Below are 25,236 nucleotides of genomic sequence, written 5' to 3'. Positions count from 1 at the left end.
GTGGAATCTGGGCCGAACCTGAGGAAGAGCCGGGCGGGCTGTGGAGCCGCCGTGAGCGGTGATCTTGCTCGACTGTCTGGAAAGAAAGCCAAGTTGACGTGCCGCAGGTTGCGGCCGGGGTGAGGGACGCAACGGACACATGAGGCGCGGAGCCCGCTCGGCCCCGTGTGATGTGCGCCACACGGACTCAAGCCCGCCGCACCAGCCTCAGGTACCGGTCCCAGTCCCAGTACCGCCCCGGATCCGTGTGGTCCGTCCCCGGTACCTCCACATGCCCGATGATGTGCTCCCGGTCCACCGGTATGCCGTACCGACGGCATACCGCGGCCGTCAGGCTCGCGGAGGACGCGTACATCGCGTCCGTGAAGGACGAGGCATGCTCCACGAACCCCTCGTGCTCGATGCCGACGCTCCGCTCGTTGTACTCCCGGTTCCCCGCGTGGAACGCCACGTCCAGCTCGCGGATCAGCTGGGTGACCCGCCCGTCCTTGCGCACGATGTAGTGCGCCGCCGCCTTGTGCGCCGGGTCCTGGAAGACCTTCACCGCGGTCCTGTAGTCGCCCTGCGTGACATGGACGACCACCCGGTCGACCGGGTAGTCGTCCGGCCGGTCCGCCCGTCGGTAGTTCGCCGGGGAGGCGGCCACCCACCGCGCGCCCCGGAAGTCCACCGCGCCCTCGACCCGTGACTTCTCCACGCCCGGCAGCCGCCACCACAGATGGGAGAGCTCGTCCCGGGCCAGCGCGGCAGTCCCGACGGCTGCCGCAAGACCCCCGACGAGCAGGGCCCGCCGCCCCGGCCGCCGATCCGAGTCGCCGCTCGCCGCACCCGCCTGTGTCGCCCCCATGTGGTCGTCAACGGATACTCGCGGGCTCCGGTTCCCGCGCCCCGTACTCTGGAAGGGCTATGACTGACACCCCGCAGCGCACCCGTCCCCTCCGCGTCCTCGCCGCCATGTCGGGCGGCGTGGACTCCGCCGTCGCCGCCGCCCGCGCGGCCGAAGCGGGCCACGACGTGACCGGCGTCCACCTCGCTCTCTCCGCGAACCCGCAGTCGTTCCGCACCGGAGCGCGGGGCTGCTGCACCATCGAGGACTCCCGCGACGCCCGCCGCGCCGCCGACGTCATCGGCATCCCGTTCTACGTCTGGGACCTCGCCGAGCGCTTCCGCGAGGACGTCGTCGAGGACTTCATCGCCGAGTACGAGGCCGGCCGCACCCCGAACCCGTGCCTGCGCTGCAACGAGAAGATCAAGTTCGCCGCGCTCCTGGACAAGGCGCTGGCCCTCGGCTTCGACGCCGTCTGCACCGGCCACTACGCCAAGGTGATCGTGAACGAGGACGGCGGCCGCGAGCTGCACCGCGCCTCCGACATGGCGAAGGACCAGTCGTACGTCCTCGGCGTGCTGGACGAGAAGCAGCTCGCGCACGCGCTGTTCCCGCTGGGCGACACGGTGACGACCAAGGACGAGATCCGCGCCGAGGCCGAGCGCCGTGGCCTCGCGGTCGCCAAGAAGCCCGACTCGCACGACATCTGCTTCATCGCCGACGGCGACACCCAGGGCTTCCTCTCCTCCCGCCTCGGCAAGGCCGAGGGCGACATCGTCGACGAGTCCGGCGCCAAGGTGGGCACGCACGAGGGCGCGTACGGCTTCACCATCGGTCAGCGCAAGGGCCTGCGGATCGGCACCCCGGCCGCCGACGGCAAGCCCCGCTACGTCCTCGACATCTCCCCGGTGACCAACACGGTGACGGTCGGCCCGGCCGCCGCCCTGGACGTCACCGCCCTGACCGCGATCAAGCCCCGCTGGTGCGGCGCGGCCCCGGATGGGCCCGGCACCTACACCGCCCAGCTCCGGGCGCACGGCGGCGAGACCGGGGTGACGGCGGAGCCGGTCGGCGGTGAGCTGCGGGTCACCTTCACCGAGCCGGTCCGCGGCGTCGCCCCCGGCCAGGCGATCGTGCTGTACGACGGCACGCGCGTGGTGGGCTCGGCGACGATCGCGTCGACGGTCAGGGCCGCGGCCGCGTCGGTCTAGCTAGTCGTCGGTCCGGTCACCGGCCAGGAACTCGGCCAGCACCGGCGCCAGGACGTCCGGGTCGACCATGTGCGTCTGGCCCTCCAGGGTGCGGTACGTCCCCTCGGGGACCGCTGCCGCCACCGCCCGCGCCGCCTCGCGCAGCCAGGAAGGGCTCGCGCCGCCCGCGAGGGCCAGCACCGGGACGGTGATCGCGGCGAGCCGCTCCCGGGGCACCAGACCGTCGCCCATCGCCGCGTCGTCGTACGCCAGCGTCGGGGCGATCGCCTCCATGTCGGCCCACATCGGGGACTGGCGGGCGCCCCGGATCATCTCCTCGGCCAGACCCGTCAGCCGCAGGAAGTGCTCCACCGCGTCTCCCTTGCGGCCCTGCGCGAGCGCCTCGGTCAGGTTCCGCGTGTACTCCGCCCGCTCCTCGACGCCGCCCTCGTAGACGGCGAACGGCGGCTCGTACACGGCCACCTGACGGACCGGCAGCCCGCTCGCCGCCGCCTCCAGCGCCAGCGCGCCGCCCGACGAGATGCCGTAGAGCGCCGCGTCCCCGCCCACGGCCTCGATCAGCGCCGCCAGGTCCTCCACCTCGCGGGCGACGGCGTACGGCTCCGTGTCCCCGCTTCCGCCGCGTCCTCGCCGGTCGTACGGGACGACGGTGCAACGGCCGGCGAGCCGTGCGGCCAGCGGGGCCACCGTGGCGCCCGTGGACATCGCGCCGCTGACAAGGACGACCGCCGGACCGTGCCCGCTGCGCTCGTAAGCGATCCGGGTGCCGTCGCGCGAAATGATCTGCTTGTCCATGTCAGAGGAGACTGCCACCGGGCACGCGACTAATCGGTCACGACACCGCTGCGCGTGTCTCCTCGGGGACCTCCACTTCGTAGAAGCACAGGTGGTCCTTGATCTGCGCGACCCCGTCCTTGGGCTCGGGATAGGACCATACGAGGTCGGGCGCGTCCGGCAGGGACCAGTAGGACGCCGTCCCCTTGAAAGGGCAGTGGGTGTGGGTGTCGGAAGGGGTGAGAAGGTCGAGGCGCACGTCCTCGGCCGGGATGTAGTAGCGCACGGGACAGCCGGTCTCGCGCAGCACCAGGGGGCGGCGGGTCTCCGCCAGTACCAGGTCCCCGTGCACCACGCGTACGTGCCGGTCGCCCTGCTCGATCGTGATCGTGTGTCCATCGGCCATACCGGGAAAGCACTCGTGGGCCCCGAGTTCTTCCCGCCTAGGCTGACCACATGCGCATCTGTGTCTTTCTCTCCGCCGCCGACCTCGACGACCGTTACACCCGCCCCGCGCGCGAGTTCGCGAAACTGATCGGCAAGGGGGGCCACACGCTCGTGTGGGGCGGCTCCGACGTCGGTCTGATGAAGGTCGTCGCCGACGGCGTCCAGGAGGCGGGCGGCAGGCTGCTCGGCGTCTCCGTCGAGTTCCTCGAGGCGAAGGCGCGGCCCGGCGCGGACGAGATGGTGATCGCCAAGGACCTCGCCGAGCGCAAGCGGCTGCTGCTGGAGAAGGCCGACGCGGTGGTGGTCATGGTGGGCGGCACCGGGACGCTCGACGAGGCCACCGAGATCCTGGAACTGAAGAAGCACGGGCACACGGACAAGCCGGTCGTCCTGCTCAACACCGAGGGCTTCTACGACGGCCTGAAGGAACAGTTCCGCAGGATGGAGGACGAGGGCTTCCTGCCCCGCCCGCTCACCGACCTGGTGCTCTTCGCGGACGAGCCCGTGGGCGCGCTGGCGTACCTGGAGGAGAGCCTGGGCGTCCAGTGATGCGAGCATGGCGCACATGGCTACTCATGTGATCACCGGCGCGGGTTCCGGCATCGGCGCGGCCGTGGCCCGCCGTCTGCACGCGCGCGGCGACGAACTCGTGCTGCACGCGCGCGACGCGGGCCGTGCGAAGGAACTGGCGGCCGAGTACCCGGGGGCGCGCACCCTGGTCGGCGACCTCTCCGACCCGGACAAGCTCTCCTGGGCCTTCTCCCACCAGACGCTCCCGGACCGCGTGGACTCGCTGCTGCACATCGCCGGAGTCGTCGACCTGGGCGAGGTCGGGGACCTCACCCCCAAGTCCTGGCGCCACCAGCTCAACGTCAACCTGGTCGCCCCGGCCGAGCTGACCCGCCACTTCCTGCCCCAGCTCCGCGCCGCCCGCGGCCACGTGGTCTTCGTGAACTCCGGCGCGGGTCTGAGCGCCCACGCCGGCTGGTCCGCGTACGCCGCCTCCAAGCACGGCCTCAGGGCCCTGGCCGACTCCCTGCGCCACGAGGAGCACGGCAACGGCGTCCGCGTCACCTCCGTCTACCCCGGCCGCACGGCCAGCCCCATGCAGGCCAAGGTCCACCAGCAGGAGGGCAAGGACTACGACGCCTCCCGCTGGATCGACCCCGAGTCGGTGGCGACGACGATCCTGATGGCCATCGACTTGCCCAGGGACGCGGAGGTCAACGACCTGACGGTGCGGCCGGGTCAGTGACACGGTGACGTCCGGAGGGGGCGGCATGCGCGGCGCTGACGAGATCCGCGCCTGGCTGGAGGGCGTCTGGGATCGCGCCGAGGCCGCGGTGATCCTGCGCGGCGGGGACGACGCCGGGCCGCTCGCCCGGCGCACCGTCCTGGCCGAGATCTACGACGACGGCGCGCTCGCCGAGCTGCGCGCCCTGACCACGACCGGCGACTTCACGGGTGGCATCTGCCGCTGCCACGGCAGCCTGACCGTCGCCCTGCTGGACGCCTACGGCGAGTTCATCGGCAGCGGCAGTCACCACGGGCAGACCGACATCGCCTGGGAGCGCGGCCGCTTCCGCAACAACCTCGAGCTCGCCGACCCGGACCGGCTGCTCGCCTTCCTGGAACGGCACGGGGCGCACCGGCGTTGAAGCCCCCCTCGGTGGGTTACGTAGGCTGCTGGGGTGAGCGATGACAGCCAGTTCAGGTTCGGTGCGGCCACCGGTGTCGGGTCCATGCCCGGTGACGACGCGCGGGAGGCCGCCAAGACCGTCACCGGGTCCTTCGAGGACTTCCCTTTCCTGCCCGAGCTGCCGGCCCGCGGCCCCGGCGCGGACATGATCGGCCGTACCGCCGGAATGCTCGTCGAGCTGTACGCGCGCGTGGAGCCGAGCGGCTGGCGGATCGGCGACCGGCCGGGCCGGGACACCAAGCGCGCCCGCTCCTGGCTGGGCGAGGACCTCGACGCGCTGGAGGAGTTCACCCAGGGGTACGAGGGGCCGCTGAAGGTGCAGGCCGTCGGCCCCTGGACGCTGGCCGCCGCCGTCGAGCTGAGGAACGGCGAGGCCGCCCTCTGCGACCCCGGCGCCTGCCGCGACCTCGCCGCCTCCCTCGCCGAGGGCCTGCGTCTGCACCTCGCCGAGATGCAGCGCCGCGTCCCCGGCGCCCAGCTCGTCCTGCAACTCGACGAGCCCTCCCTCACCGCCGTACTGCGCGGCCAGGTCAGGACCGCCAGCGGCTACCGGACCCACCGGGCCGTGGACCGGCAGGTCGTCGAGGCCACCCTTCGCGACCTCGTCGCGGTGCACCGCACCGGCCCGGTCGTCGTCCACTCCTGCGCCCCGGACGTGCCCGTCGCACTCCTGCGCCGCACGGGCGCCGCAGCGGTCTCCCTCGACTTCTCGCTCCTCACCGAGCGTGACGACGAGGTCATCGGCGAGGCTGTGGAAGGCGGCACGCGGCTGTTCGCCGGTGTCGTGCCCGGCACGGACGGTCCGTTGTCAGACCCTGCCGGTAGCGTCATGGGTGTCAGGACGCTGTGGCGCAGGCTGGGGCTGCATCCGGGGCTTCTCGCGGAGGCGGTCACCATCACCCCCTCGTGCGGCCTCGCGGGCGCTTCCCCCGCGTACGCACGCAAGGCTCTCGCCCAGTGCGTCCGGGCGGCGAGATCCCTCGCGGACAACCCAGAGTAACGGGAGGACAACACGGTGGCCGGCGACAAGCAGCAAGCGGAGACGGCAGTGCCCGCCGAGGCACGGGAGCAGCACGCGCAGCTCGCCGAGCAGATCGAGGAGCACCGCTTCCGGTACTACGTGAAGGACGCTCCCGTCGTCAGCGACGCGGAGTTCGACAGACTCCTGCGCACCCTGGAGGCGCTGGAGGAGGAGTACCCCGAGCTGCGCACGCCCGACTCGCCGACCCAGAAGGTCGCGGGGGCGTACGCGACGGAGTTCACCTCCGTCGAGCACCGCGAGCGCATGCTCTCCCTCGACAACGCCTTCAACGACGAGGAACTGGCCGCCTGGGCCGAGCGCGTCGCCAAGGACGTCGGCACCTCCGACTACCACTTCCTGTGCGAGCTCAAGGTCGACGGCCTCGCCGTCAACCTCACCTACGAGCACGGCCGCCTCACGCGCGCGGCGACCCGCGGCGACGGCCGCACCGGCGAGGACATCACGCCCAACGTCCGGACGATCGCGGAGATCCCGGACCGGCTGACGGGCGACCGCGTCCCCGACCTCGTGGAGATCCGCGGCGAGGTCTACTTCCCGATGGAGAAGTTCCTCGAGCTCAACGAGCGCCTGGTCGCAGCCGGTGACAAGCCCTTCGCCAACCCGCGCAACGCGGCGGCCGGTTCACTGCGCCAGAAGGACCCGCGGGTCACCGCCACCCGCCCGCTGCACATGGTCGTCCACGGCATCGGCGCGCTGGAGGGCTACGAGGGCCTCACCCGTCTCTCGCAGGCCTACGACCTGCTCAGGACCTGGGGCCTGCCGACCTCCGCGCACAACAAGGTGGTCGACGACCTCGACGGCGTACGGGAGTTCATCGCGTACTACGGCGAGAACCGCCACTCGGTGGAGCACGAGATCGACGGCGTGGTCGTGAAGCTCGACGAGATCCGCCTGCAGGGCCGTCTCGGCTCGACGGCTCGCGCGCCGCGGTGGGCGATCGCGTACAAGTACCCGCCGGAAGAGGTCAACACCAAGCTGATCGACATCAAGGTCGGCGTCGGCCGCACCGGCCGTGTCACGCCCTACGCCCAGGTCGAGCCGGTCACGGTCGCGGGTTCGGAGGTCGAGTTCGCCACCCTGCACAACCAGGAAGTGGTCAAGGCCAAGGGTGTGCTCATCGGCGACACCGTCGTGATCCGCAAGGCCGGTGACGTGATCCCGGAGATCCTCGGCCCGGTCGTCGACCTGCGCGACGGCAGCGAGCGCGAGTTCGTGATGCCCGCCGAGTGTCCCGAGTGCGGGACGGCCCTGCGGCCCATGAAGGAGGGCGACATCGACCTCCGCTGCCCCAACGCCCGCACCTGCCCTGCCCAGTTGAGGGAGCGCGTCTCCTACCTCGCGGGCCGCGAGTGCCTGGACATCGAGCACTTCGGCGAGGTGGCGGCGGCCGCGCTCACCCGGCCGCTGGAGCCTGCCGAGCCGCCCTTGGCCGACGAGGGCGACCTGTTCGACCTCACGGTGGACAAGCTGCTGCCCATCAAGGCGTACGTCCTCGACCCGGACAGCGGGCTGCCCAAGCGGGACCCCAAGACCGGCGAGGAGAAGGTCGTCACCGTCTTCGCCAACCAGAAGGGCGAGCCGAAGAAGAACACCCTCGCGCTGCTGGCCAACATCGAGGAGGCCAAGCAGCGGCCGCTCGCCCGGTTCCTGAACGGGCTGTCGATCCGGCACGTCGGCCCCGTCGCGGCGCAGGCCCTCGCGCGCGAGTTCCGCTCCATCGACCGCATCGAACAGGCAAGCGAGGAGGAGCTGGCGCGCATCGAGGGCGTCGGCCCGACCATCGCCGCCGCCCTCAGGGAGTGGTTCGCCGAGGACTGGCACCGCGAGATCATCCGCAAGTGGAAGGCCGCTGGAGTTCCGCTCGAGGACGAGACGTCCGGCGAGGAGGAAGGCCCGCGTCCGCTGGAAGGGCTTACCGTCGTCGTCACCGGCACCCTGGAGAACTACACGCGCGACGGCGCCAAGGAGGCGCTGCAGAGCCGCGGAGCGAAGGTGACCGGTTCGGTGTCGAAGAAGACGTCTTTCGTCGTCGTGGGGGAGAACCCGGGATCGAAGTACGACAAGGCCATGCAGCTCAAGGTGCCCGTGCTCGACGAGACCGGCTTCGGCGTCCTGTTGGAGCAGGGACCGGAAGCCGCGGCCGAAGTCGCCCTTCCGACCGGGGAGTAGCGGTTGAAGGCCACCCGATCGGTGCATATCAGATGCATACGGGTGGCCGGGGCGCATTCGGGCAACCGTAGACGACCGCTGCCCGTGGAAGCCTTCTGCGGCCTACTGTTGAGATGTGCGCCTGCCGTGCCCAGCTGCGGTCGGGGCATCCCCGTGCTCTTGATGAGCACGGGGAAGGGTTTTCCAACGCGGAGCCGTTGATGGTCGTCGGGCATCGGACCGCGTGGCGTGGGCACCGCCGGCTGTGAGAGGGACGGGAATGGAACCGACCGAGAGCGCCGCCCCTGACTCACGGCTGCGCCTGCGCCTGCGGGTGGGCGCATGGCGTGGAAGCCGGTGGACGGGACGTGCCGCGGAGCGGGCGGGCGCGACGGTCCGCGCCGCGGGACCGCATGTCGCGACGGACCCGCGCAGCCCCGTACCCCTGGCCATCGAGGCCGCCCCGGCGCTCCCGGGCGCGGACCAGGACCGCCCTCTGTCCTGGCCCGCGCTGCCCGCTGCCGTCGTCGCGGCCGCCGGGTTCACGCTGGGCGCCGGCTTCCTGCAGGCGTTCACCGGCAACCACGCCCTCTTCCCGTCCGGTGCGGTCGGCTGGTCGCTTGCCGTGCTGACCGGCATCATCGTCGGCCACCTGGTCATGCTCGGCCGCTCCCGCTGGTGGGGCGGTACCGGCTCCGGCGCCGCCCTCACCCTCGCCGTGCTCCTGCTCTACGGCTGGGTGCCCGCCGGCATGGTCAGCCTCACCGTCGTCGTCCTGGTCGGCATAGCCCGCCGCAACCGCTGGCGACAGGGCGTGCTGCAGGGCGCGGTGGACATACTCGGCATCGGCGCCGGCGCCCTGGTGCTGAGTGCCTTCGGCCGCGTACCGACCGTCGAGTCGCCATGGAACCCCGGCAGCTGGACCGTCACCACCGCCCCCGAGGTCGTCCTCGTCGCGGCCGCCTATCTCGCCGTCACCCGCGGTCTGCTCTGGTACCTGCACGCCCCGCGCGGCGGCGGACTGCCCACCGTCGCCCGGACGGCCCTGGTCAGACAGGGCCTGGTCGCGGTCGCGCTGCTCGGCATCGCGCCGCTGGTCTGTGTGGTCGCCGACGCGCAGCCGGTCCTGCTCCCGCTGTTCTCCATCCCCCTCGTCGCCCTCGACTCCACCCTGTGGATAGCCCGGGCCCGGGCGGAGGAGCAGCTGCGCGACCCGCTGACCGGCCTGCCCAACCGGCAGTGGCTCCTGGAGCGGATATGGACGGCCCTCGACGACGCCGAACGCATAGGCGCCCGGGCCGCCCTGATGCTCATCGACCTCGATCGCTTCCGCTCGGTCAACGACACGCTCGGTCATCTCGCCGGCGACCGGCTGCTGCTGCAGATAGCCGACCGGCTGCGGCTGGCACTGCCCCGCGGCGCGGAGGCCGCCCGGCTCGGCGGCGACGAGTTCGCCGTATTACTGCCCGTCGCCGACTCCACGACGTCGGCGACCCGGGTCGCCCGCGGCCTGGTGGCCGCCCTCAGCTCCCCGCTCGACCTCGACGGACTCACCCTCGTCCTGGAGGCCAGTGCGGGTGTCGCCGTCTTCCCTGACCACGCCCTGGACGCCGAGGGGCTGCTGCGCCGGGCGGACGTGGCGATGTACCAGGCGAAGCGGGACCGCACGGGCGTCGAGGTGTACGAGTCCAAGCGGGACTCCAACACCCCGGACCGGCTCGGCCTGCTCGGCGATCTGCGCCGGGCCCTGGACGCGCACGAGGTCCAGCTGCACTACCAGCCCAAGGTCCGCTTCGACGGCCAGGTCGCCGGGCTCGAGGCGCTGGTCCGCTGGGTGCATCCGGAGCGCGGCAAGGTGCCGCCGGACGAGTTCATAGCGATCGCCGAGTCCTCGGGGCTGATGCCCCATCTGACGGAGTACGTGCTGGAGACGGCGCTCGCGCAGGTCGCCCGGTGGCGCGCGCAGGGCCTGCGGGTGCCGGTCGCGGTCAATGTCTCCCCGCGCGACGTCCACACGCCCGGTTTCGCGGGCTCGGTGGCCGCGCGCCTGGCCCGGCACGGCGTTCCGGCGGGAGCGCTCCAACTGGAGATAACGGAGCACGTCCTGCTGGAGGACCCGCAGCGGGCCGCCGACACCCTCGCCGGGCTGACCGGGCACGGCGTGAAGATGTCCCTGGACGACTTCGGCACCGGGTACTCCTCGCTGGTGCATCTGCGCCGGCTGCCGGTCAGCGAGCTGAAGATCGACCGGTCGTTCGTCGCCAGGCTGGCCGTGGACACGGAGGACGCGGAGATCGTGCGGTGCACGGTCGACCTGGCGCACTCCCTCGGGCTGCTGGTCGTCGCCGAGGGCGTCGAGGACGACGAGACCTGGGAGCGGCTGCGCGACCTGGGGTGCGACGCCGTGCAGGGCTGGCTGGTGGCCGCGGCGATGCCGCCGGAGGAGACCACGGCGTGGCTGCGTGCCCGTGGCTCCCGGGGCTGGCAGCGTCCGAGGGCAGCCCTCCCGGCGGCCGCCACGGACGACACGGGGCGGATCGGCTAGGGCCATTCGCCACATTCCCGTCTGCCCCGTCCTTCGGGCGACGACGGGAATGTGACGAGAGGCCCCAGCCCGGCACGGGACCAGTACGAGAGCCGGCACGGGGCCCGCACAGAAAGACGATGCCACCAGCCATGTCCCTGATCGTTCCGGAATTCGACGAGACCGTGGTCGTCCGGGAGGCGGAGGCCGAGGTCGTCGGCCGAGCTCCCAGCACGGTCAGGCTGCTGGCCGACAGCAGCAGCACAGGCGGAGCCCTGTCCACCCAGCGCGTCACCCTCACCCAGGGCGCCGACGGCGCCTCCCCGCACCGCCACGACGGCTCGGCCGAGATGTTCTTCGTGCTCGACGGCGCCGCCGAGCTGCTCTCCGGCGAGGAGGTCGTCACCGCCGGGCCCGGGGACCTGGTCGTCGTCCCGCCCGGCAGGCCGCACGCCTTCGCCGCCGTCCCCGGCTGCGACGCCGACCTGCTCATCGTCATCACGCCGGGCGTCGAGCGCTTCGAGTACTTCCGCCACCTGCGGCGCATCGCCCTCGGCGAGGCCACCCCGGAGAGCCTTCTGGGGGTGCAGGACCTGTACGACAACCACTTCCTGCGCAGCCCGGCCTGGGACGCGCACCGCCGCGGCCCGGAGCACTGAGCAAACCGTTTCACGGTCACGGCACCCCGCCCCATAGGATTGGGACGATTAGCCACAGCCCCGAACCACAAAATCTCACCCCAGAGGAACGCTGCATGCCTGGCATCACGCGCGAGGAGGTCGCCCACCTCGCCCGGCTGGCGCGTCTGGAGCTGAAGCCCGAAGAACTCGAACACTTCGCAGGCCAGCTGGACGACATCATCGGCGCGGTCGCACGCGTCAGCGAGGTCGCCGACCAAGACGTACCGCCGACCTCTCACCCGCTCCCGCTGACGAACGTCATGCGCGCGGACGAGGTCCGTCCCTCGCTCACCCCCGAGCAGGCGCTCTCCGGCGCCCCGGCCCAGGAGCAGCAGCGTTTCAAGGTGCCGCAGATCCTGGGGGAGGACTGATCCAATGACGGACATCATCAAGCTCACGGCCGCCGAGACCGCCGAGAAGATCGCCTCCGGCGAGCTGACGGCGGTCCAGGTCACGGAGGCCCACCTCGCCCGGATCGAGGCCGTCGACGAGAAGGTGCACGCCTTCCTGCACGTCGACCGCGAGGGCGCCCTGGCACAGGCCCGTGCCGTCGACGAGAAGCGGGCGAGGGGGGAGAAGCTCGGCCCGCTGGCCGGCGTTCCCCTCGCGCTCAAGGACATCTTCACCACCGAGGGCGTTCCGACGACCGTCGGTTCGAAGATCCTCGAGGGCTGGATCCCGCCGTACGACGCGACGCTCACCAAGCGGCTGAAGGCCGCCGACGTGGTCATCCTCGGCAAGACCAACATGGACGAGTTCGCCATGGGGTCCTCGACGGAGAACAGCGCCTTCGGGCCGACCGGCAATCCCTGGGACCTCACCAAGATCCCCGGCGGCTCCGGCGGCGGCTCCAGCGCCGCGCTCGCCTCCTTCCAGGCCCCGCTCGCCATCGGCACCGACACCGGCGGCTCCATCCGCCAGCCGGCCGCCGTCACCGGCACGGTCGGCGTGAAGCCGACCTACGGCGCGGTCTCCCGCTTCGGCATGGTCGCCTTCTCGTCCTCCCTCGACCAGGGCGGGCCCTGTGCCCGTACGGTCCTGGACGCGGCGCTGCTGCACGAGGTCATCGCCGGACACGACCCGCTCGACTCCACCTCCATCGACGCGCCGGTCCCGCCGGTGGTCGAGGCCGCCCGCAACGGCAGCGTCCAGGGCATGCGGGTCGGTGTGGTCAAGCAGTTCCGCGGCGAGGGCTACCAGGCCGGTGTCATCCAGCGCTTCGACGAGTCCGTCGAACTGCTGAAGGAGCTGGGCGCCGAGATCGTCGAGCTGGACTGCCCGTCCTTCGACCTCGCCCTGTCGGCCTACTACCTGATCGCTCCGTCCGAGTGCTCGTCCAACCTCGCCCGCTTCGACGGCCTGCGCTACGGCCTGCGGACCGGCGACGACGGCAGCCATTCGGCCGAGGAGGTCACCTCCCTCACCCGTGAGGAGGGCTTCGGTCCCGAGGTCAAGCGCCGCATCATGCTGGGCACGTACGCGCTCAGCTCCGGTTACTACGACGCGTACTACGGCTCCGCCCAGAAGGTTCGCACGCTGATCACGCGCGACTTCGAGAAGGCCTTCGAGCAGGTTGACGTCATCGTCTCCCCGACGACGCCGACCACCGCCTTCGCGATCGGCGAGCGCGCCGACGACCCGATGGCGATGTACCTGGCCGACCTCTGCACCATCCCGACCAACCTGGCGGGCAACGCGGCCATGTCGCTGCCGTGCGGCCTGGCCCCGGAGGACAACCTCCCGGTCGGTCTGCAGATCATCGCCCCGGCGCTGAAGGACGACCGCCTTTACAAGGTCGGCGCTGCTGTCGAGGCCGCGTTCGTGGAAAAGTGGGGTCACCCGCTGCTCGAGGAGGCTCCGTCGCTGTGAGCAATGCACTGTCGAAGGCCAAGGGCTTCAAGAAGTCCAAGTCCGGTACGTACCTGTCGATGGCCACCACCGCGTTCGGCGCGATCGGTGTCACCAAGCAGATCAAGAAGGCTCGCGCCGAGCACGACACGCTGCGGCTCATCGACGCCACCGTCTCCGCGGTCGCGATCGTCACCGGCCTCGCCATCCTGTACCGCGAACTGAAGCGGCTGGGCGACGACGACGTCCTGCTGGGCTGAGAGGGAAGTTTCACCGTGACCACCACGACCGACCTGGTGTCGTACGAGGACGCGCTGGCGTCGTACGACCCCGTCATGGGCCTCGAGGTTCATGTCGAACTCGGCACCAAGACCAAGATGTTCTGCGGGTGTTCGACCGAGCTGGGCGCCGAGCCCAACTCGCAGACCTGCCCGACCTGCCTCGGCCTGCCCGGCTCGCTCCCGGTCGTCAACGCGACCGGCGTCGAGTCCGCGATCAAGATCGGCCTCGCGCTGAACTGCGAGATCGCCGAGTGGTGCCGCTTCGCCCGGAAGAACTACTTCTATCCGGACATGCCGAAGAACTTCCAGACCTCCCAGTACGACGAGCCGATCGCCTACAACGGCTACCTCGACGTACAGCTCGAGGACGGCGAGACCTTCCGCGTGGAGATCGAGCGCGCCCACATGGAGGAGGACACCGGCAAGTCGACGCACGTCGGCGGTGCCACCGGCCGAATCCACGGCGCGCAGCACTCGCTGCTGGACTACAACCGCGCCGGCATCCCGCTCATCGAGATCGTCACCAAGCCGATCGTCGGTGCTGGGGAGCGTGCTCCCGAGGTCGCCCGGGCCTACGTCCGTGAGCTGCGCGAGCTCATCAAGGCGCTCGGCGTGTCCGAGGCCCGTATGGAGATGGGCCAGATGCGCTGCGACGTCAACCTGTCGCTGATGCCCAAGGGCGGCGACAAGTTCGGCACGCGCTCCGAGACGAAGAACGTCAACTCGCTGCGTTCCGTGGAGCGCGCGGCCCGCTTCGAGATCATGCGGCACGCCGCCGTGCTCGGCGGCGGTGGGACGATCGTCCAGGAGACCCGCCACTTCCACGAGGACACCGGGTCCACGACCTCGGGCCGCGTGAAGGAGGAGGCCGAGGACTACCGGTACTTCCCGGAGCCCGACCTCGTCCCGGTGGCGCCCTCCCGCGAGTGGGTCGAGGAGATCCGCGCCGCGCTGCCGGAGATGCCGCTGGCCCGCCGTACCCGTCTGCTGGCGGAGTGGGGCATCTCGGCCACCGACATGCAGGCGATCCTCAACGCCGGTGCGCTGGACCCGATCGTCGCCACGATCGACGCCGGTGCCGACGCGGCCTCCGCCCGCAAGTGGTGGATGGGCGAACTGGCGCGCAGTGCCAACGAGTCGGGCAAGGCGCTGGACGAGCTGGCGATCACGCCGCAGCAGGTGGCCCGGGTCGCCGAGCTCGTGAACTCCGGTGACCTGAACGACAAGCTGGCCCGCCAGGTCATCGAGGGCGTCCTCGCGGGCGAGGGCACCCCGGACGAGGTCGTCGAGAAGCGCGGTCTGAAGGTCGTCTCCGACGAGGGCGCGCTGACGGCCGCCGTCGAGGAGGCGATCGCCGGCAACCCGGGCATCGCCGACAAGATCCGCGGTGGCAAGGTGGCCGCGGCCGGTGCCCTGGTCGGCGCGGTCATGAAGGCCACCCGCGGCCAGGCCGACGCGGCCCGCGTCAAGGAGCTGATCCTGGAGAAGCTGGGCGTCAGCGAGGGCTGAGTCCCGCGTGCGGTACGGCCCCGGAGGCGACGCCTCCGGGGCCGTACGGCTACCTGCGGCGTCCCACGACCCGTACGAAGCCCAGTGCGCGGCCCTCGTCCGCCCGGACCATCTCGGCGACCCGGCGGGCCATCGTGCGATGGAACTCCTCCGGGCTCTCCTCGGCGACCACCTCGCACCACAGCAGCCAGTCCCGCCAGCCGTCCGGCTGCCAGTCGGCCGCCTCGACCTCGACGGCCGCGCCGCGCGTCCAGTGGCGGCGCCACCACTCGGGGGAGTGGAAGCACCAGAAGTCCGGCTCCCACCACGGCGCGAGATGCGCCGGCGGCTCCGTGGCCTCCGGCTCCTCCCGAAGCGCCGGTACGACGACACCGATCCGCCCGCCGGGCTTCAGCAGCCGGGTCAGCGTGGGCAGATACAGGTCGTTGGTGCCGAAGTACTGGTACGCGTCGACGGAGACGATCGCGTCGAACGTCCCCTCGCCGAAGGGCAGCGCGTGCGCCTCGGCGTACACGGGCAGCACCCGGTCGGCGACGCCGGCCTCGGCGATCCGTGCGGCGTTGTCGTCGGGCTGCACCCACAGGTCGGCGGCGACTACCTGGACGTCGTACTCCCGGGCGAGGAAGACGGAGGTCATGGCGCGGCCGCAGCCCAGGTCGAGGACGCGCGCCCCGGGGCGCAGGTCGGCCAGGCCGAGCGCGGGCGCCAGCCACTCCAGCAGCCACAGGGCGTGCGGGCCCATCTGGTTCTCGATGGTCCAGTGGACGTCGTAGCGGTTGCTGCGCGGATGGCGGGGGTGGGTCAGGCGGTCAGTCAGAGGGTTGTCGGAGGTCCTGGACGTCTTGGATGTGGCGTCGGACATGCTGTCGGACATCGGTGAACGGGCTCCTTGAGTCCTTCGTACGGGAAAGGTATGCGTAGGAGCTCGGTCGGACCTTCAAACAATGCACCTGCTTCGGTCGGCGGCGATGTGCCGGCTGCCGGGCCTGCGGACGCCGGGACGCTAACAGCGCTTCCCGCTCCCCGCACCCGGATTGTTCAGGCACAGGTACTACGCTCGCCCGCCATGAGTGGACGCACGGATTCCGATACCCGAACCGGGACGGCCGAGATGGACGGCGCAGACGACATGGACGACGTGGACGACGACGGAGCGGACCCCGCCGTGGAGGCGCGCCGGGCCCGCTGGACGGCGACCGGCACCGGAGCCCTGCTGTCCCTCGCGGGCCTCGCCGCGGCCCTGTTGCGCCTGAGCGGTGCCGCCCCGGTGCTCGTCCCGGCCGCCTACGCCTTCGGGGCCGCCGTGTGCGCGTTCGCCGCGGTGCTCGGCTCCCGGGGCCGTACCCGCCGGGCGCTGTGGCTGCTGATCCTGGGGACGATGATCATGGCGCTCGGGGACCAGTTCGACTGAAGCGCCCGGCGCGGCGACAGAGCTCACCGAACTGTCCTGTGACGTGTCTCCCACTCTTGTGGAGAACCCCCGGAACACGGCAAACGATCACTTTCGCCTGCAAGAGTGTCCTGCGATTGCTCATGCGTTCTTTGCGGGCTGTTCAGTTCATGGACGATCTTTCCCGGTCAAAGATCCTCAAATCGTCAACTGGGAGCACGTCCGTGGCAGCCCTTGCACATTGGTGTGTCCGGCACCGCCTGGTCGCCGTTCTGCTCTGGCTCCTCGCGTTCGGCGGGGCCACCGCGGCCGCCGCCGTCACCGGCTCCGCGTACTCCAACGACTACGAGGTGCCCGGCACCGAGTCGGGCCGCGCCGCCCAACTGCTGCGGGACGGCTTCCCGGGCCTCGGCGGCGACACCGACACCGTCGTCTGGCACACCGCCTCGGGCACCGTCCGCGCCGCCGACGTCGAGCAGACGATGACCCGCACCCTCGACGAGATCGCCGACCTGCCCGGCGTGTCGTCCGTGACCGGCCCCTACGAGGGCCGGCGCACCGGTCGCATCAGCCACGACGGACACACGGCCTACGCCACCGTCACCTTCGCCGAACCGGCCGAGGACATCGACAAGTCCGAGGCCCGGGCCGTCGTCCGCGCCGCCAAGTCCGCCGAGGCCGACGGGCTCCAGGTCGAGCTCGGCGGCAGCGCCGTCGGACTCACCGAGTCGTCGAGCGGGCATGTCGCCGAGGCGGTGGGCGTGGTAGTCGCCGCCGTCGTGCTGTTCCTCGCCTTCGGCTCGCTCGCCGCCTCGCTGCTGCCCATCGCCACCGCGCTGGTGAGCGTCGGCACCGCGTACGCCGCGATCGTGCTGCTCGGGCACGCCATGACCGTCGCCGACTTCGCGCCCATGCTCGGCATGCTCATCGGGCTGGGCGTCGGCATCGACTACGCGCTCTTCGTCGTGACGAGACACCGGCGCGGGCTGAAGCGCGGTCTCACCGTCACCGAGGCCGCCACCGATGCCGTCGCCACCACGGGACGCGCGGTCGTGTTCGCGGGCGCCACCGTTTGCGTCGCCCTGCTGGGCATGCTGATCCTGCGGCTGAGCTTCCTCAACGGCGTCGCCGTCGCCGCCTCGCTGACGGTCCTGCTCACCGTCGCGGCCTCGGTCACCCTGCTGCCCGCCCTGCTGTCCTGGATCGGACACCGCGCCCTGAGCCGCCGGGAGCGGCGCCGGCTGGCCGAGCACGGGCCGCAGCCGGAGCTGCCGACCGGACTCGCCGCCCGCTGGTCCGCCTTCGTCGAGCGCCACCCCAAGCTGCTCGGCACCGTCGCCGTGGCCGTCATCGCGGTTCTCGCGCTGCCCACGCTCTCCCTCCGCCTCGGCACGTCCGACCAGGGCAACGACCCCGGGACGTCGACCACACGACAGGCGTACGACCTCCTCGCCGAGGGCTTCGGACCCGGCGGCAACGGCCCGCTGACGCTGGTGACCCGGGTCGACGGCGCCGCGGACCGGCTCGCCCTCGACAACCTCGACACCACTCTGCGCGAGACCGCGGGCGTCGCCTCGGTGACACCGGCGAGGTTCGACACCGGCGGCGACACCGCCTACCTCACCGTCGTCCCCGCTTCCGCGCCCCAGTCGCAGCGGACCAGCGACCTGGTCGACCGGCTGCGCACGGAGGTCCTCCCGCGCGCGGAGACCGGCACCTCGCTCGATCTGCAGGTCGGCGGAGTGACGGCCGGTTACGACGACTTCGCCGCGGTGATCGTGGGCAAACTGCCGCTGTTCGTCGGCGTCGTCATCGGCCTTGGCTGCGTGCTGCTCCTCCTCGCCTTCCGGTCGCTCGGCATCCCGCTGAAGGCCGCCGCCATGAACATCGCCGCCGTCGCCGCGGCCTTCGGCATCGTCGTCGCGGTCTTCCAGTGGGGCTGGGGCAGCGAACTGCTCGGACTCGGCCGGGCCGGCCCCGTCGAGCCCTTCCTTCCGGTGATCATGGTGTCGGTCCTCTTCGGACTCTCCATGGACTACCAGGTCTTCCTGGTCAGCCGGATGTACGAGGAGTGGCTGGAGACCGGCGACAACCGGCGGGCCGTCCGTGTCGGGCTGGCCGAGACCAGCCGGGTGATCAACTCCGCCGCGGTCATCATGATCTCGGTCTTCCTCGCCTTCGTGCTCAGCGGCGACCGGGTGATCGCCATGTTCGGCATCGCGCTGGCCTCCGCGGTCGCCCTGGACGCCTTCGTCCTGCGCACCCTCCTCGTGCCCGCGCTGATGCATCTGCTCGGCGGCGCCAACTGGTGGCTCCCGCGCTGGCTGGACCGCCGTATGCCGCGGATCAGCATCGAACCGCCCGAGTGCCGCGCCGCCCATGAGAGGCTCACCGAGGCCGTGGAGGAACTGACGAAGGAGCAGCGGCAGGATGTACGCGATTTCCCTGGGTGACGACGGTGCGGAACTGCGCCCCCTGGATCCCTGGCACGCCGGGGAGTTCCTCGCGCACCTCGACCGGGGGCGGGAGTTCATCGGCCAGTACATCGGCTTCGGGGCGCGGGAGACGGACGTGGACTCCGCGCGGGCCCTGCTCACCGGTTACGCCGAGAAGCGCGCCGCGGACAGCGGCAGCCTGCACGGGATCTGGCTGGACGGGAAGCTGGTCGGCGGGGTGCTGTTCCGGACCTTCGACACGGCACAGGGCAACTGCGAGGTCGGCTGCTGGCTGGAGCCCGCCGCGACCGGGCGGGGGCTCGTCACCCGTGCGATCACGGTCCTCATCGACTGGGCGGTCGACGAACGCGGCATGCACCGTGTGGAGTGGTACGCGGCGTCCGCCAACCGGCCGAGCATCAACGTCGCCCGGCGGCTGGGGATGACCCGGGACGCGGTGCTCCGCGAGAGCCACCTCCACCGGGGTGTCCGGCGCGACATCGAGGTGTGGTCGGTGCTGGCCCCCGAGTGGCGTGCGGCACGCGCGCGTACGTCCCGCAACGATCATTAAGAGACCTCTCAGACAGCCTCCGTACGGTGCGGGGCATGGCAACGAAGACAGTCGACGGCGCCGGGGACGGCACCGAGGTGAAGAACGACGACCCGAAGAACGACGCGACGGCGGTGGACGTCACCAAGGCCGACGACCGCGCCGATGACGTGACCGAGACCGAGACAGAGTCCGAATCCGAGGCCGCCGCGGAGACCGACGACGTCGGGGCGAGCGACGAGACGGCCGAGGAGACGGCCGCCGAGGAGGGCGAGGGCCCCTCCGGCGTCGGCCAGGGCGCCGCAGCCGTCGTCTCCGCCGTCCTGGGCCTCGTCTCGCTCACGGGCGGCTGGATCGGCACCGTGGCCGCCGCCCGCGAGACCCTCATAGGCCAGCTCCGGACCGCGTCGAACGCGGCCGTCGCCAAGCAGATCAAGGAGGTGTACGGCGACGCCTGGCACACCACCGCACTGTGGGCCGGCCTGTTCGCCCTCACCGCGCTGATCACCGGCGTCGCCGTCCTGGCGCGGCCCGCCTTCGGCGCCCCCGGCAGGCCGCAGGCCCCCTGGATCAAGTCGGTCGCCTGGGCGGGCGTCTCGCTCGGCGTCATCGGCCTGCTCCTGGCCGTCCTCAAGTACTCCGACGCGCTCCTCGCACTGCCGACCACGAGCTGAATCGCCCCATTTCACAAGGGGCCTTAGGGCATCCGTAAGCACCTTACGGAGCTCCTAAGGCCCCTTACGCGCGTCCAAGGCCCGGCGACCGCACCAAGATGCGGAACTCTCCCGATGTGGCACACCCCCCTGGGAGACGAAGGTGGAGGCATCGCAGAAAGCGAAGCCCGAAACCGAACTCACAGGGGACACACCGTGTTCGAGTACGAACTCCAGCGATTCCGTTCCGCCGAACTGCTCCGCCGGGCCGAGCACGAGCGCCTGGCCCGCGCTGCCGTACGCGGCCGTCGCGCCGCCCGCCGGGAGGAGGAGGCCCGCCGGGCCGCCACGACCGAGGCCCATACCGACCGGCCGCGCCGGCACCGACTCGCCCGCGCCGCGTGACCGTCCGGACGGGGGAGGACGGCCGTACGGGGGTCGGCCGCCTCCTCCCGTACGGCGGTGGGGAGCGGTCCCCGGTCCGCCGTACGACCCCTTTCGCGTCCGGTACGACCAATCCACCCGCCCTGTGGAAACCGGATGCCGTGCCGTCGGACCCCCGTGCGATGCTCGGACCCGTGGAGACCAGGTCCGTCAGTCCCGTCTTCGTCGGCCGTACCGATGAGTTGGAGATGCTGAACGACGCGCTCGCCCGTGCCGCCGCGGGCGAGCCGCAGGCATGGGTGGTCGGTGGCGAGGCGGGAGTCGGCAAGACCCGGCTCGTCGAGGAGTTCGCCACCGCCGCCTGCCGCCGGGGCGCCGTCGTGGCGCTCGGCGGCTGTGTGGAGATCGGCGCCGACGGACTGCCGTTCGCCCCCTTCTCCACCGCGCTGCGCGCCCTGCGCCGCGCACTGCCCGGCGAACTCGCCGCCGCGGCCGCCGGACAGGAGGAGGAACTGGCCCGGCTCCTTCCCGAGCTGGACGAGGCCGCACCGACCCGGACCGCGGGCCGGCACGACGAGGAGGGCATGGCCCGCCTCTTCGAACTCACCGCCCGCCTGCTGGAACGCATCGCCGCCGACCGCACGGTCGTCGTCGCCCTGGAGGACCTCCACTGGGCCGACGCCTCCACCCGTCACCTCCTTTCCTACCTCCTGCGCACCCTGCGCACCGGCCGTCTCGTCGTCCTCGCCACCTACCGCTCCGACGACATCCACCGCCGCCACCCCCTGCGCCCGCTGCTCGCCGAACTCGACCGGCTGCGCACCGTCCGCCGCCTCGAACTCGCCCGCTTCAGCCGTGCCGAGGTCGGCCGCCAGATCGCCGGCATCCTGGCCGCCGAACCGGACCCCGCCCAGGTCGAGGAGATCTTCCGGCGCTCCGACGGCAACGCCTTCTTCGTCGAGGAACTCGCCGTCGCCGCCCACGAGGGCTGTTGCACCGGACTCACAGACTCCCTTCGCGACCTGCTCCTCGTGCGTGTAGAGACGCTGCCGGAGTCCGCCCAGCGGGTCGCCCGGATCGTCGCCGAGGGCGGCTCCACCGTCGAGTACCGGCTGCTCGCCGCGGTGGCCCGGCTCGCCGAGGACGACCTCATCGAGGCGCTGCGGGCCGCCGTGAACGCCAACATCCTCATCGCCGCACCCGGCGGCGACGGCTACCGCTTCCGCCACTCCCTGGTCCGCGAGGCCGTCGCCGACGACCTGCTGCCCGGCGAACGCTCCCGCCTCAACCGCCGCTACGCCGAAGCGCTGGAGTCCGACCCCACGCTCGTCCCCGCCGACGAGCGCGACATGCGCCTGGCCAGCTACTGGTACCAGGCCCACGACCCCGCCAAGGCCCTGCCCGCCGTCCTGGACGCCTCCGTCGTCGCCCGCCGCCGGCACGCCTACAGCGAGCAACTACGGCTTCTGGAAAGGGCGATGGAGCTGTGGGACACCGCCCCCGAGGACGTACGGGCCGCCCTGCGCCCCGTCGACTACGCCGACGTCTACCCTCCCTGCGGCTGCGACCCCGCCACCACCCCCCTGCGCTACCTCGACCTGATGGCGGAGGCCGCCGTCGCCGGCCGGCTGTGCGGGGAACGCGAACGGGCCCTGAAGATCACCAAGCGGGCCCTGCGCCTGCTGGAGGACGAGGACGACGCCCTGCGCGCCGCCTGGTTCTGGACCCAGCGCTCCAGCCTGGTCCAGGCACAGGGGCGCGGCGACGGACGCCACGAACTGGCCACCGCCGAGGAACTGGTGCGCGGCCTGCCGCCCTCCGAGGTGCACGCCCAGGTACTGGGCAGCGTCGCCAACTGGTCGATGCTGCACGAGCCGGGGCCCGAGGCCCTCGCCGCCGCCGAACGGGCCGTGGAGTACGCGCGCATGGTCGACGCCCGCGAGATCGAGCTGAACGCGCGCGTCACCCTCGGCGGCCTCATGGTCGACTCGGGCGCGGTCGAGGCGGGCCTCGCCGAGATGGTCCGGGTCAAGGAGCGGGCGTTGCAGGAGGGCTTCCCCTACGTCGCCGGCCGTGCCTACGTGAACCTCCCCTCCGAGCTCGAAGCGGTCGGCCGCTCCCGGGAAGCCACCCCCATCCTGGAGGAAGGCGCGCGCTTCACCCGGAAGTTCGGTCTGCTGGGCTCCGAGGCCTGGGTGTGGGCCAACCTCTCCCAGTCGCTGTACTCCCTCGGCCGCTGGGACGAGGCCGCCCGGGCCGCGGCCAACGCGGCCCGCCGGGGACCGAGCGCCAAACCGCTCGGCACGGCCGCCATGTGCCTGGCCCATCTCGCCCTGGGCCGCGGCGACCTCGCCGAGGCGGCCCACCAACTCGCCGCGGCCCGCGACTACTTCGGCACCCACGACCCCATGCCCCAGCAGAGGCTGCCCCTGGCCCGCACAGCCGTCGGAGTGGCCGCCGCGGAAGGCCGGCTGCTGGACGCCCGCGCCGAGCTGGAGCGCGCCCTGGACGCCGGCCTCCCGCCCGGCACGAACCGCTATGCCTGGCCCCTGCTCCTCGCCGCCGCCACCGCCGAGGCCGACGCCCGCACCCTGCCCGCCGCGGAGCCCGGCCGCGTCGAGGCCCTGGACCGGGTGCGCGACACCGCCAGGAAACTCACCACCGGCGCACCGGTCTGGCTCGCCCACGACAGATGGGTCAGAGCCGAACTCCGGCGTGCGGAGGGCACGGACACCCCGGACATCTGGTCGGAGGTGGTCACCTCGTTCGAGCCGCTGGAGCGCCCCTACGACCTCGCCCGCGTCCGCCGCCGCCTCGCCCGGGCGCTGCTCGCCGACGGCGGCGACGACGAGCGCGACCGTGCCACGGAACTGCTGCGCCTGGCCCGAGCCGTCGCCGAGCACCTCGGCGCCCGCCCGCTGGCCGACTCCGTGGTACTCCTCGCCCAGCGCGCCCGCCTCAGCCTGACCTGCGCCCCGCGGCAGGCGCCCGCCCCCGCCGACCCCGTCGAGGCCCTCGGCCTCACCAGCAGGGAACGCGATGTGCTCCGGCTGGTCTCGGCCGGCCGCACCAATCGCCAGATCGCCGAGGAGCTCTTCATCTCCCCGAAGACCGCCAGCGTCCACGTCTCGAACATCCTGGGCAAGCTCGGCGTCTCAGGAAGGGGCGAGGCGGCGGCGGTGGCCCATCGACTGGGACTGTTTCCGTCCGGCCCGCACCGCGCCGGAACGGCGGGGTGAATCCGGCACTGCGAGGACCGGCATGGGGGAGGCGCCGTGTTCAACATCTTCGAGGAACTGTTCGCACCGGGCCGTAAGCACACGCGCGACGAGCGGAACAGGCTGGAGCTGACCCGGGAGGACGTCGGGGACAACGATCCCGGGCGCGGGCCGATAGACCTTGAATCCGGCAAGGTCGTCGTGCGCCGGCCCAAGCCCTCGGACGAGTCCGCGGAGGAGTAGGCCGGCTGTCAGTGCACCTCCAGCTCCAGGATCCGGTCGTCGCCCTTCTTCGGCGTGCCCCGGCCGTCGGTGTTGCTGGTGACGAGCCACATCTTGTCGCCGCCCGCCGCGACCACCGTGCGCAGGCGGCCGTACTCGCCGGTGAGGAAGGCCTGCGGGGCGGCAGAGGTCTCCGTGCCCTTCAAGGGGATGCGCCACAGGCGCTGTCCCTTCAGGGCCGCCATCCAGATGACCCCGTCGACATGGGCGATGCCGCTGGGGGAGGCCTCGTCGGTGTGCCACTGGGCGATCGGGTTGTGGTAGGCGGGGTCGGACGACCTGCCCTCCGCCTCCGGCCAGCCGTAGTTGTCGCCGGGCTTGATCGCGTTCAGCTCGTCCCAGGTGTCCTGGCCGAACTCCGAGGCGAACAGGCGCTGTTTGTCGTCCCAGGCGAGGCCCTGCACATTGCGGTGGCCATAGGTGTACACGGGGGAGTCGGGGAACGGGTTGCCCGGGGCCGGCTCGCCCTCCGGGGTCATGCGCAGGATCTTGCCGCCCAGGGACTTCCTGTCCTGGGCGAGGCCCCGCTGCCCGCTCTCGCCGGTGCCCGCGTAGAGCATGTTGTCCGGGCCGAAGGCGATCCGGCCGCCGTTGTGGACATAGCCCTTGGGGATGCCCTTGAAGATCGTGTCGGGGGCGCCCAGCTGATCACCGGCGGGCCTGTGCTCGTCGTAGATCATGCGGACGATGCGGTTGTCCGAGGCCGAGGTGAAGTACGCGTAGATCATGTGGTCCGAGGCGTAGTCGGGGGAGAGCGCGATGCCCAGGAGGCCTCCCTCGCCGGCCGCGGACACCCCGGAGACCGTGCCCAGCTCGGTCTTCCCGCCCGTCTTCTCGTCGACCCGGGTGATCGTCCCGTCGTCGCGCGAGGAGACGAGCAGCCCGCCGTCCGGCAGGGGAGCCAGGCCCCACGGGGTCCTGAGGTCCTCGGTGACCGTGCGCAGCACCTTCACCGAGCCCTTCGCGGGCGGGGTCGGCTCGGTCGCCCGCCCAGAGGGGGAGGCGCCCGAGGCCGTCCCCTTCGGCGTCGTGGTCACGCCCCCGAACGGGGTTCCTCCTCCGCCCGAGGAACAGCCGGCCGTCAGCAGGAGCGCGGCCGCGGCCAGTACGGCCGTCACAGCTCGACGTTGCACGATCATCGTCCCTTCGACGCGGCGGCCCGGCGGCAGGCCCTACTTCTCATACACCCGCTCACACCGCCCGGGTTCCCGATCTCCCGGATTCGGCGCCCGGCCCTGCCGTCAAACTCCCGTCTGCCCGGCGACGCCGTGCACGCTCCCCCGAGTTCTCGGCCTCGCTCGAGCAGGCGGACCCCCATGACACCGCCGGGCCCGC

Annotated in this window: 24 protein-coding genes; 19 read left to right on the top strand and 5 right to left on the bottom strand. The window is 71.8% G+C overall.

Translation table 11 applies throughout. The annotated features are described in order from the left end of the window. Positions 1-187 precede the first annotated feature (187 nt). On the bottom strand, positions 188-847 hold the full coding sequence (locus Q8A52_RS41020) for an N-acetylmuramoyl-L-alanine amidase (protein ID WP_316761727.1): 660 nt from the start codon (positions 845-847) through the stop codon (positions 188-190). Between the two features lie 59 nt (positions 848-906). Between Q8A52_RS41020 and mnmA the strand changes: the two genes are divergently transcribed. Further along, complete coding sequence (gene mnmA, locus Q8A52_RS41015) at positions 907-2,037, top strand: tRNA 2-thiouridine(34) synthase MnmA (RefSeq protein WP_316761725.1); 1,131 nt, start codon at positions 907-909, stop codon at positions 2,035-2,037. On the opposite strand, the gene Q8A52_RS41010 is transcribed toward mnmA, so the two are convergent. Further along, on the bottom strand, positions 2,038-2,832 hold the full coding sequence (locus tag Q8A52_RS41010; protein WP_316761722.1) for an alpha/beta fold hydrolase: 795 nt from the start codon (positions 2,830-2,832) through the stop codon (positions 2,038-2,040). 37 nt (positions 2,833-2,869) lie between these two features. After that, the gene (locus Q8A52_RS41005) at positions 2,870-3,217 is read right to left on the bottom strand and encodes a DUF427 domain-containing protein (RefSeq protein ID WP_316761719.1); all 348 of its coding nucleotides are present in this window, start codon (positions 3,215-3,217) and stop codon (positions 2,870-2,872) included. Positions 3,218-3,267: 50 nt separating this feature from the next. On the opposite strand from Q8A52_RS41005, the gene Q8A52_RS41000 reads away from it, so the two are divergent. The 11 genes from Q8A52_RS41000 to gatB all read left to right on the top strand — a co-directional run bounded on the left by Q8A52_RS41000 (position 3,268) and on the right by gatB (position 14,989). Further along, the gene (locus tag Q8A52_RS41000; RefSeq protein WP_316761718.1) at positions 3,268-3,807 is read left to right on the top strand and encodes an LOG family protein; all 540 of its coding nucleotides are present in this window, start codon (positions 3,268-3,270) and stop codon (positions 3,805-3,807) included. A gap of 7 nt (positions 3,808-3,814) precedes the next feature. Beyond that, positions 3,815-4,513: an SDR family oxidoreductase gene (locus tag Q8A52_RS40995; protein ID WP_316761715.1), complete on the top strand. Its 699-nt coding sequence runs from the start codon at positions 3,815-3,817 to the stop codon at positions 4,511-4,513. Between the two features lie 25 nt (positions 4,514-4,538). Further along, positions 4,539-4,916: a hypothetical protein gene (locus tag Q8A52_RS40990; RefSeq protein WP_316761712.1), complete on the top strand. Its 378-nt coding sequence runs from the start codon at positions 4,539-4,541 to the stop codon at positions 4,914-4,916. 33 nt (positions 4,917-4,949) lie between these two features. Beyond that, positions 4,950-5,957 carry a methionine synthase gene (locus tag Q8A52_RS40985; RefSeq protein ID WP_316761709.1) on the top strand — a complete coding sequence of 336 codons (1,008 nt, stop codon included), beginning with the start codon at positions 4,950-4,952 and terminating at the stop codon, positions 5,955-5,957. A gap of 15 nt (positions 5,958-5,972) precedes the next feature. Then, positions 5,973-8,168, top strand: a complete 2,196-nt coding sequence (gene ligA, locus Q8A52_RS40980; RefSeq protein WP_316761706.1) for an NAD-dependent DNA ligase LigA — start codon at positions 5,973-5,975, stop codon at positions 8,166-8,168. 259 nt (positions 8,169-8,427) lie between these two features. Continuing rightward, the gene (locus tag Q8A52_RS40975) at positions 8,428-10,692 is read left to right on the top strand and encodes a putative bifunctional diguanylate cyclase/phosphodiesterase (RefSeq protein ID WP_316761703.1); all 2,265 of its coding nucleotides are present in this window, start codon (positions 8,428-8,430) and stop codon (positions 10,690-10,692) included. 131 nt (positions 10,693-10,823) lie between these two features. Beyond that, a complete protein-coding gene (locus tag Q8A52_RS40970; protein ID WP_316761700.1) occupies positions 10,824-11,330 on the top strand; it encodes a cupin domain-containing protein in 507 nt (168 codons plus the stop codon). 95 nt (positions 11,331-11,425) lie between these two features. Continuing rightward, a complete protein-coding gene (gatC, locus tag Q8A52_RS40965; RefSeq protein WP_007384860.1) occupies positions 11,426-11,722 on the top strand; it encodes an Asp-tRNA(Asn)/Glu-tRNA(Gln) amidotransferase subunit GatC in 297 nt (98 codons plus the stop codon). 4 nt (positions 11,723-11,726) lie between these two features. After that, positions 11,727-13,220, top strand: a complete 1,494-nt coding sequence (gene gatA, locus Q8A52_RS40960) for an Asp-tRNA(Asn)/Glu-tRNA(Gln) amidotransferase subunit GatA (RefSeq protein ID WP_316761689.1) — start codon at positions 11,727-11,729, stop codon at positions 13,218-13,220. Continuing rightward, entirely contained in the window at positions 13,217-13,459 is a 243-nt protein-coding gene (locus Q8A52_RS40955; protein ID WP_263213030.1) for a hypothetical protein, read from the top strand. The genes gatA and Q8A52_RS40955 overlap by 4 nt, the downstream gene beginning before the upstream one ends. Positions 13,460-13,474: 15 nt before the next feature. Beyond that, positions 13,475-14,989 (top strand): Asp-tRNA(Asn)/Glu-tRNA(Gln) amidotransferase subunit GatB, encoded by a 1,515-nt coding sequence (gene gatB / locus Q8A52_RS40950; protein WP_316761684.1) that lies wholly within the window; start codon positions 13,475-13,477, stop codon positions 14,987-14,989. Between the two features lie 49 nt (positions 14,990-15,038). Here gatB and Q8A52_RS40945 read toward each other — a convergent pair whose 3' ends face one another. Beyond that, positions 15,039-15,851 (bottom strand): SAM-dependent methyltransferase, encoded by an 813-nt coding sequence (locus tag Q8A52_RS40945; protein ID WP_316761856.1) that lies wholly within the window; start codon positions 15,849-15,851, stop codon positions 15,039-15,041. A gap of 204 nt (positions 15,852-16,055) precedes the next feature. On the opposite strand from Q8A52_RS40945, the gene Q8A52_RS40940 reads away from it, so the two are divergent. From Q8A52_RS40940 to Q8A52_RS40910, 7 genes are all read left to right on the top strand, one after another. Further along, positions 16,056-16,400 carry a hypothetical protein gene (locus Q8A52_RS40940; RefSeq protein WP_408649342.1) on the top strand — a complete coding sequence of 115 codons (345 nt, stop codon included), beginning with the start codon at positions 16,056-16,058 and terminating at the stop codon, positions 16,398-16,400. A 203-nt stretch (positions 16,401-16,603) separates the two neighbouring features. Continuing rightward, positions 16,604-18,832 carry an MMPL family transporter gene (locus Q8A52_RS40935; RefSeq protein WP_316761681.1) on the top strand — a complete coding sequence of 743 codons (2,229 nt, stop codon included), beginning with the start codon at positions 16,604-16,606 and terminating at the stop codon, positions 18,830-18,832. Continuing rightward, positions 18,810-19,385 carry a GNAT family N-acetyltransferase gene (locus tag Q8A52_RS40930; RefSeq protein ID WP_316761679.1) on the top strand — a complete coding sequence of 192 codons (576 nt, stop codon included), beginning with the start codon at positions 18,810-18,812 and terminating at the stop codon, positions 19,383-19,385. Before Q8A52_RS40935 ends, Q8A52_RS40930 begins: the two co-directional genes overlap by 23 nt. A 35-nt stretch (positions 19,386-19,420) precedes the next feature. Continuing rightward, positions 19,421-20,038 (top strand): hypothetical protein, encoded by a 618-nt coding sequence (locus Q8A52_RS40925; RefSeq protein ID WP_316761677.1) that lies wholly within the window; start codon positions 19,421-19,423, stop codon positions 20,036-20,038. A 195-nt stretch (positions 20,039-20,233) separates the two neighbouring features. After that, entirely contained in the window at positions 20,234-20,422 is a 189-nt protein-coding gene (locus tag Q8A52_RS40920) for a hypothetical protein (RefSeq protein ID WP_316761673.1), read from the top strand. Positions 20,423-20,583: 161 nt separating this feature from the next. Continuing rightward, a complete protein-coding gene (locus tag Q8A52_RS40915; RefSeq protein WP_316761851.1) occupies positions 20,584-23,640 on the top strand; it encodes a helix-turn-helix transcriptional regulator in 3,057 nt (1,018 codons plus the stop codon). A gap of 36 nt (positions 23,641-23,676) precedes the next feature. Beyond that, positions 23,677-23,862, top strand: a complete 186-nt coding sequence (locus tag Q8A52_RS40910; protein WP_316761671.1) for a DUF6191 domain-containing protein — start codon at positions 23,677-23,679, stop codon at positions 23,860-23,862. Between the two features lie 8 nt (positions 23,863-23,870). On the opposite strand, the gene Q8A52_RS40905 is transcribed toward Q8A52_RS40910, so the two are convergent. Next, the gene (locus Q8A52_RS40905) at positions 23,871-25,040 is read right to left on the bottom strand and encodes a PQQ-dependent sugar dehydrogenase (protein ID WP_316761668.1); all 1,170 of its coding nucleotides are present in this window, start codon (positions 25,038-25,040) and stop codon (positions 23,871-23,873) included. Positions 25,041-25,236: the final 196 nt, after the last annotated feature.

It is taken from the genome of Streptomyces herbicida, from assembly GCF_032656585.1.
Lineage (GTDB): Bacteria > Actinomycetota > Actinomycetes > Streptomycetales > Streptomycetaceae > Streptomyces > Streptomyces herbicida.
This window is presented reverse-complemented; position numbering and strand designations above follow the sequence as displayed.

Excerpts from the sequence above, each read along its gene's own strand:
- Q8A52_RS41005 (WP_316761719.1), bottom strand. The coding sequence starts at position 3,217 with ATGGCCGATGGACACACGATCACGATCGAGCAGGGCGACCGGCACGTA.
- Q8A52_RS40940 (WP_408649342.1), top strand. The coding sequence starts at position 16,056 with ATGAGTGGACGCACGGATTCCGATACCCGAACCGGGACGGCCGAGATG.
- Q8A52_RS41020 (WP_316761727.1), bottom strand. The coding sequence starts at position 847 with ATGGGGGCGACACAGGCGGGTGCGGCGAGCGGCGACTCGGATCGGCGG.
- Q8A52_RS40925 (WP_316761677.1), top strand. The coding sequence starts at position 19,421 with ATGGCAACGAAGACAGTCGACGGCGCCGGGGACGGCACCGAGGTGAAG.
- gatA (WP_316761689.1), top strand. The coding sequence starts at position 11,727 with ATGACGGACATCATCAAGCTCACGGCCGCCGAGACCGCCGAGAAGATC.
- Q8A52_RS41000 (WP_316761718.1), top strand. The coding sequence starts at position 3,268 with ATGCGCATCTGTGTCTTTCTCTCCGCCGCCGACCTCGACGACCGTTAC.
- Q8A52_RS40990 (WP_316761712.1), top strand. The coding sequence starts at position 4,539 with ATGCGCGGCGCTGACGAGATCCGCGCCTGGCTGGAGGGCGTCTGGGAT.
- mnmA (WP_316761725.1), top strand. The coding sequence starts at position 907 with ATGACTGACACCCCGCAGCGCACCCGTCCCCTCCGCGTCCTCGCCGCC.
- Q8A52_RS40905 (WP_316761668.1), bottom strand. The coding sequence starts at position 25,040 with ATGATCGTGCAACGTCGAGCTGTGACGGCCGTACTGGCCGCGGCCGCG.
- Q8A52_RS40930 (WP_316761679.1), top strand. The coding sequence starts at position 18,810 with ATGTACGCGATTTCCCTGGGTGACGACGGTGCGGAACTGCGCCCCCTG.
- Q8A52_RS40970 (WP_316761700.1), top strand. The coding sequence starts at position 10,824 with ATGTCCCTGATCGTTCCGGAATTCGACGAGACCGTGGTCGTCCGGGAG.
- Q8A52_RS40975 (WP_316761703.1), top strand. The coding sequence starts at position 8,428 with ATGGAACCGACCGAGAGCGCCGCCCCTGACTCACGGCTGCGCCTGCGC.
- Q8A52_RS40915 (WP_316761851.1), top strand. The coding sequence starts at position 20,584 with ATGCTCGGACCCGTGGAGACCAGGTCCGTCAGTCCCGTCTTCGTCGGC.
- gatC (WP_007384860.1), top strand. The coding sequence starts at position 11,426 with ATGCCTGGCATCACGCGCGAGGAGGTCGCCCACCTCGCCCGGCTGGCG.
- Q8A52_RS40995 (WP_316761715.1), top strand. The coding sequence starts at position 3,815 with ATGGCGCACATGGCTACTCATGTGATCACCGGCGCGGGTTCCGGCATC.
- Q8A52_RS40945 (WP_316761856.1), bottom strand. The coding sequence starts at position 15,851 with ATGTCCGACGCCACATCCAAGACGTCCAGGACCTCCGACAACCCTCTG.
- Q8A52_RS41010 (WP_316761722.1), bottom strand. The coding sequence starts at position 2,832 with ATGGACAAGCAGATCATTTCGCGCGACGGCACCCGGATCGCTTACGAG.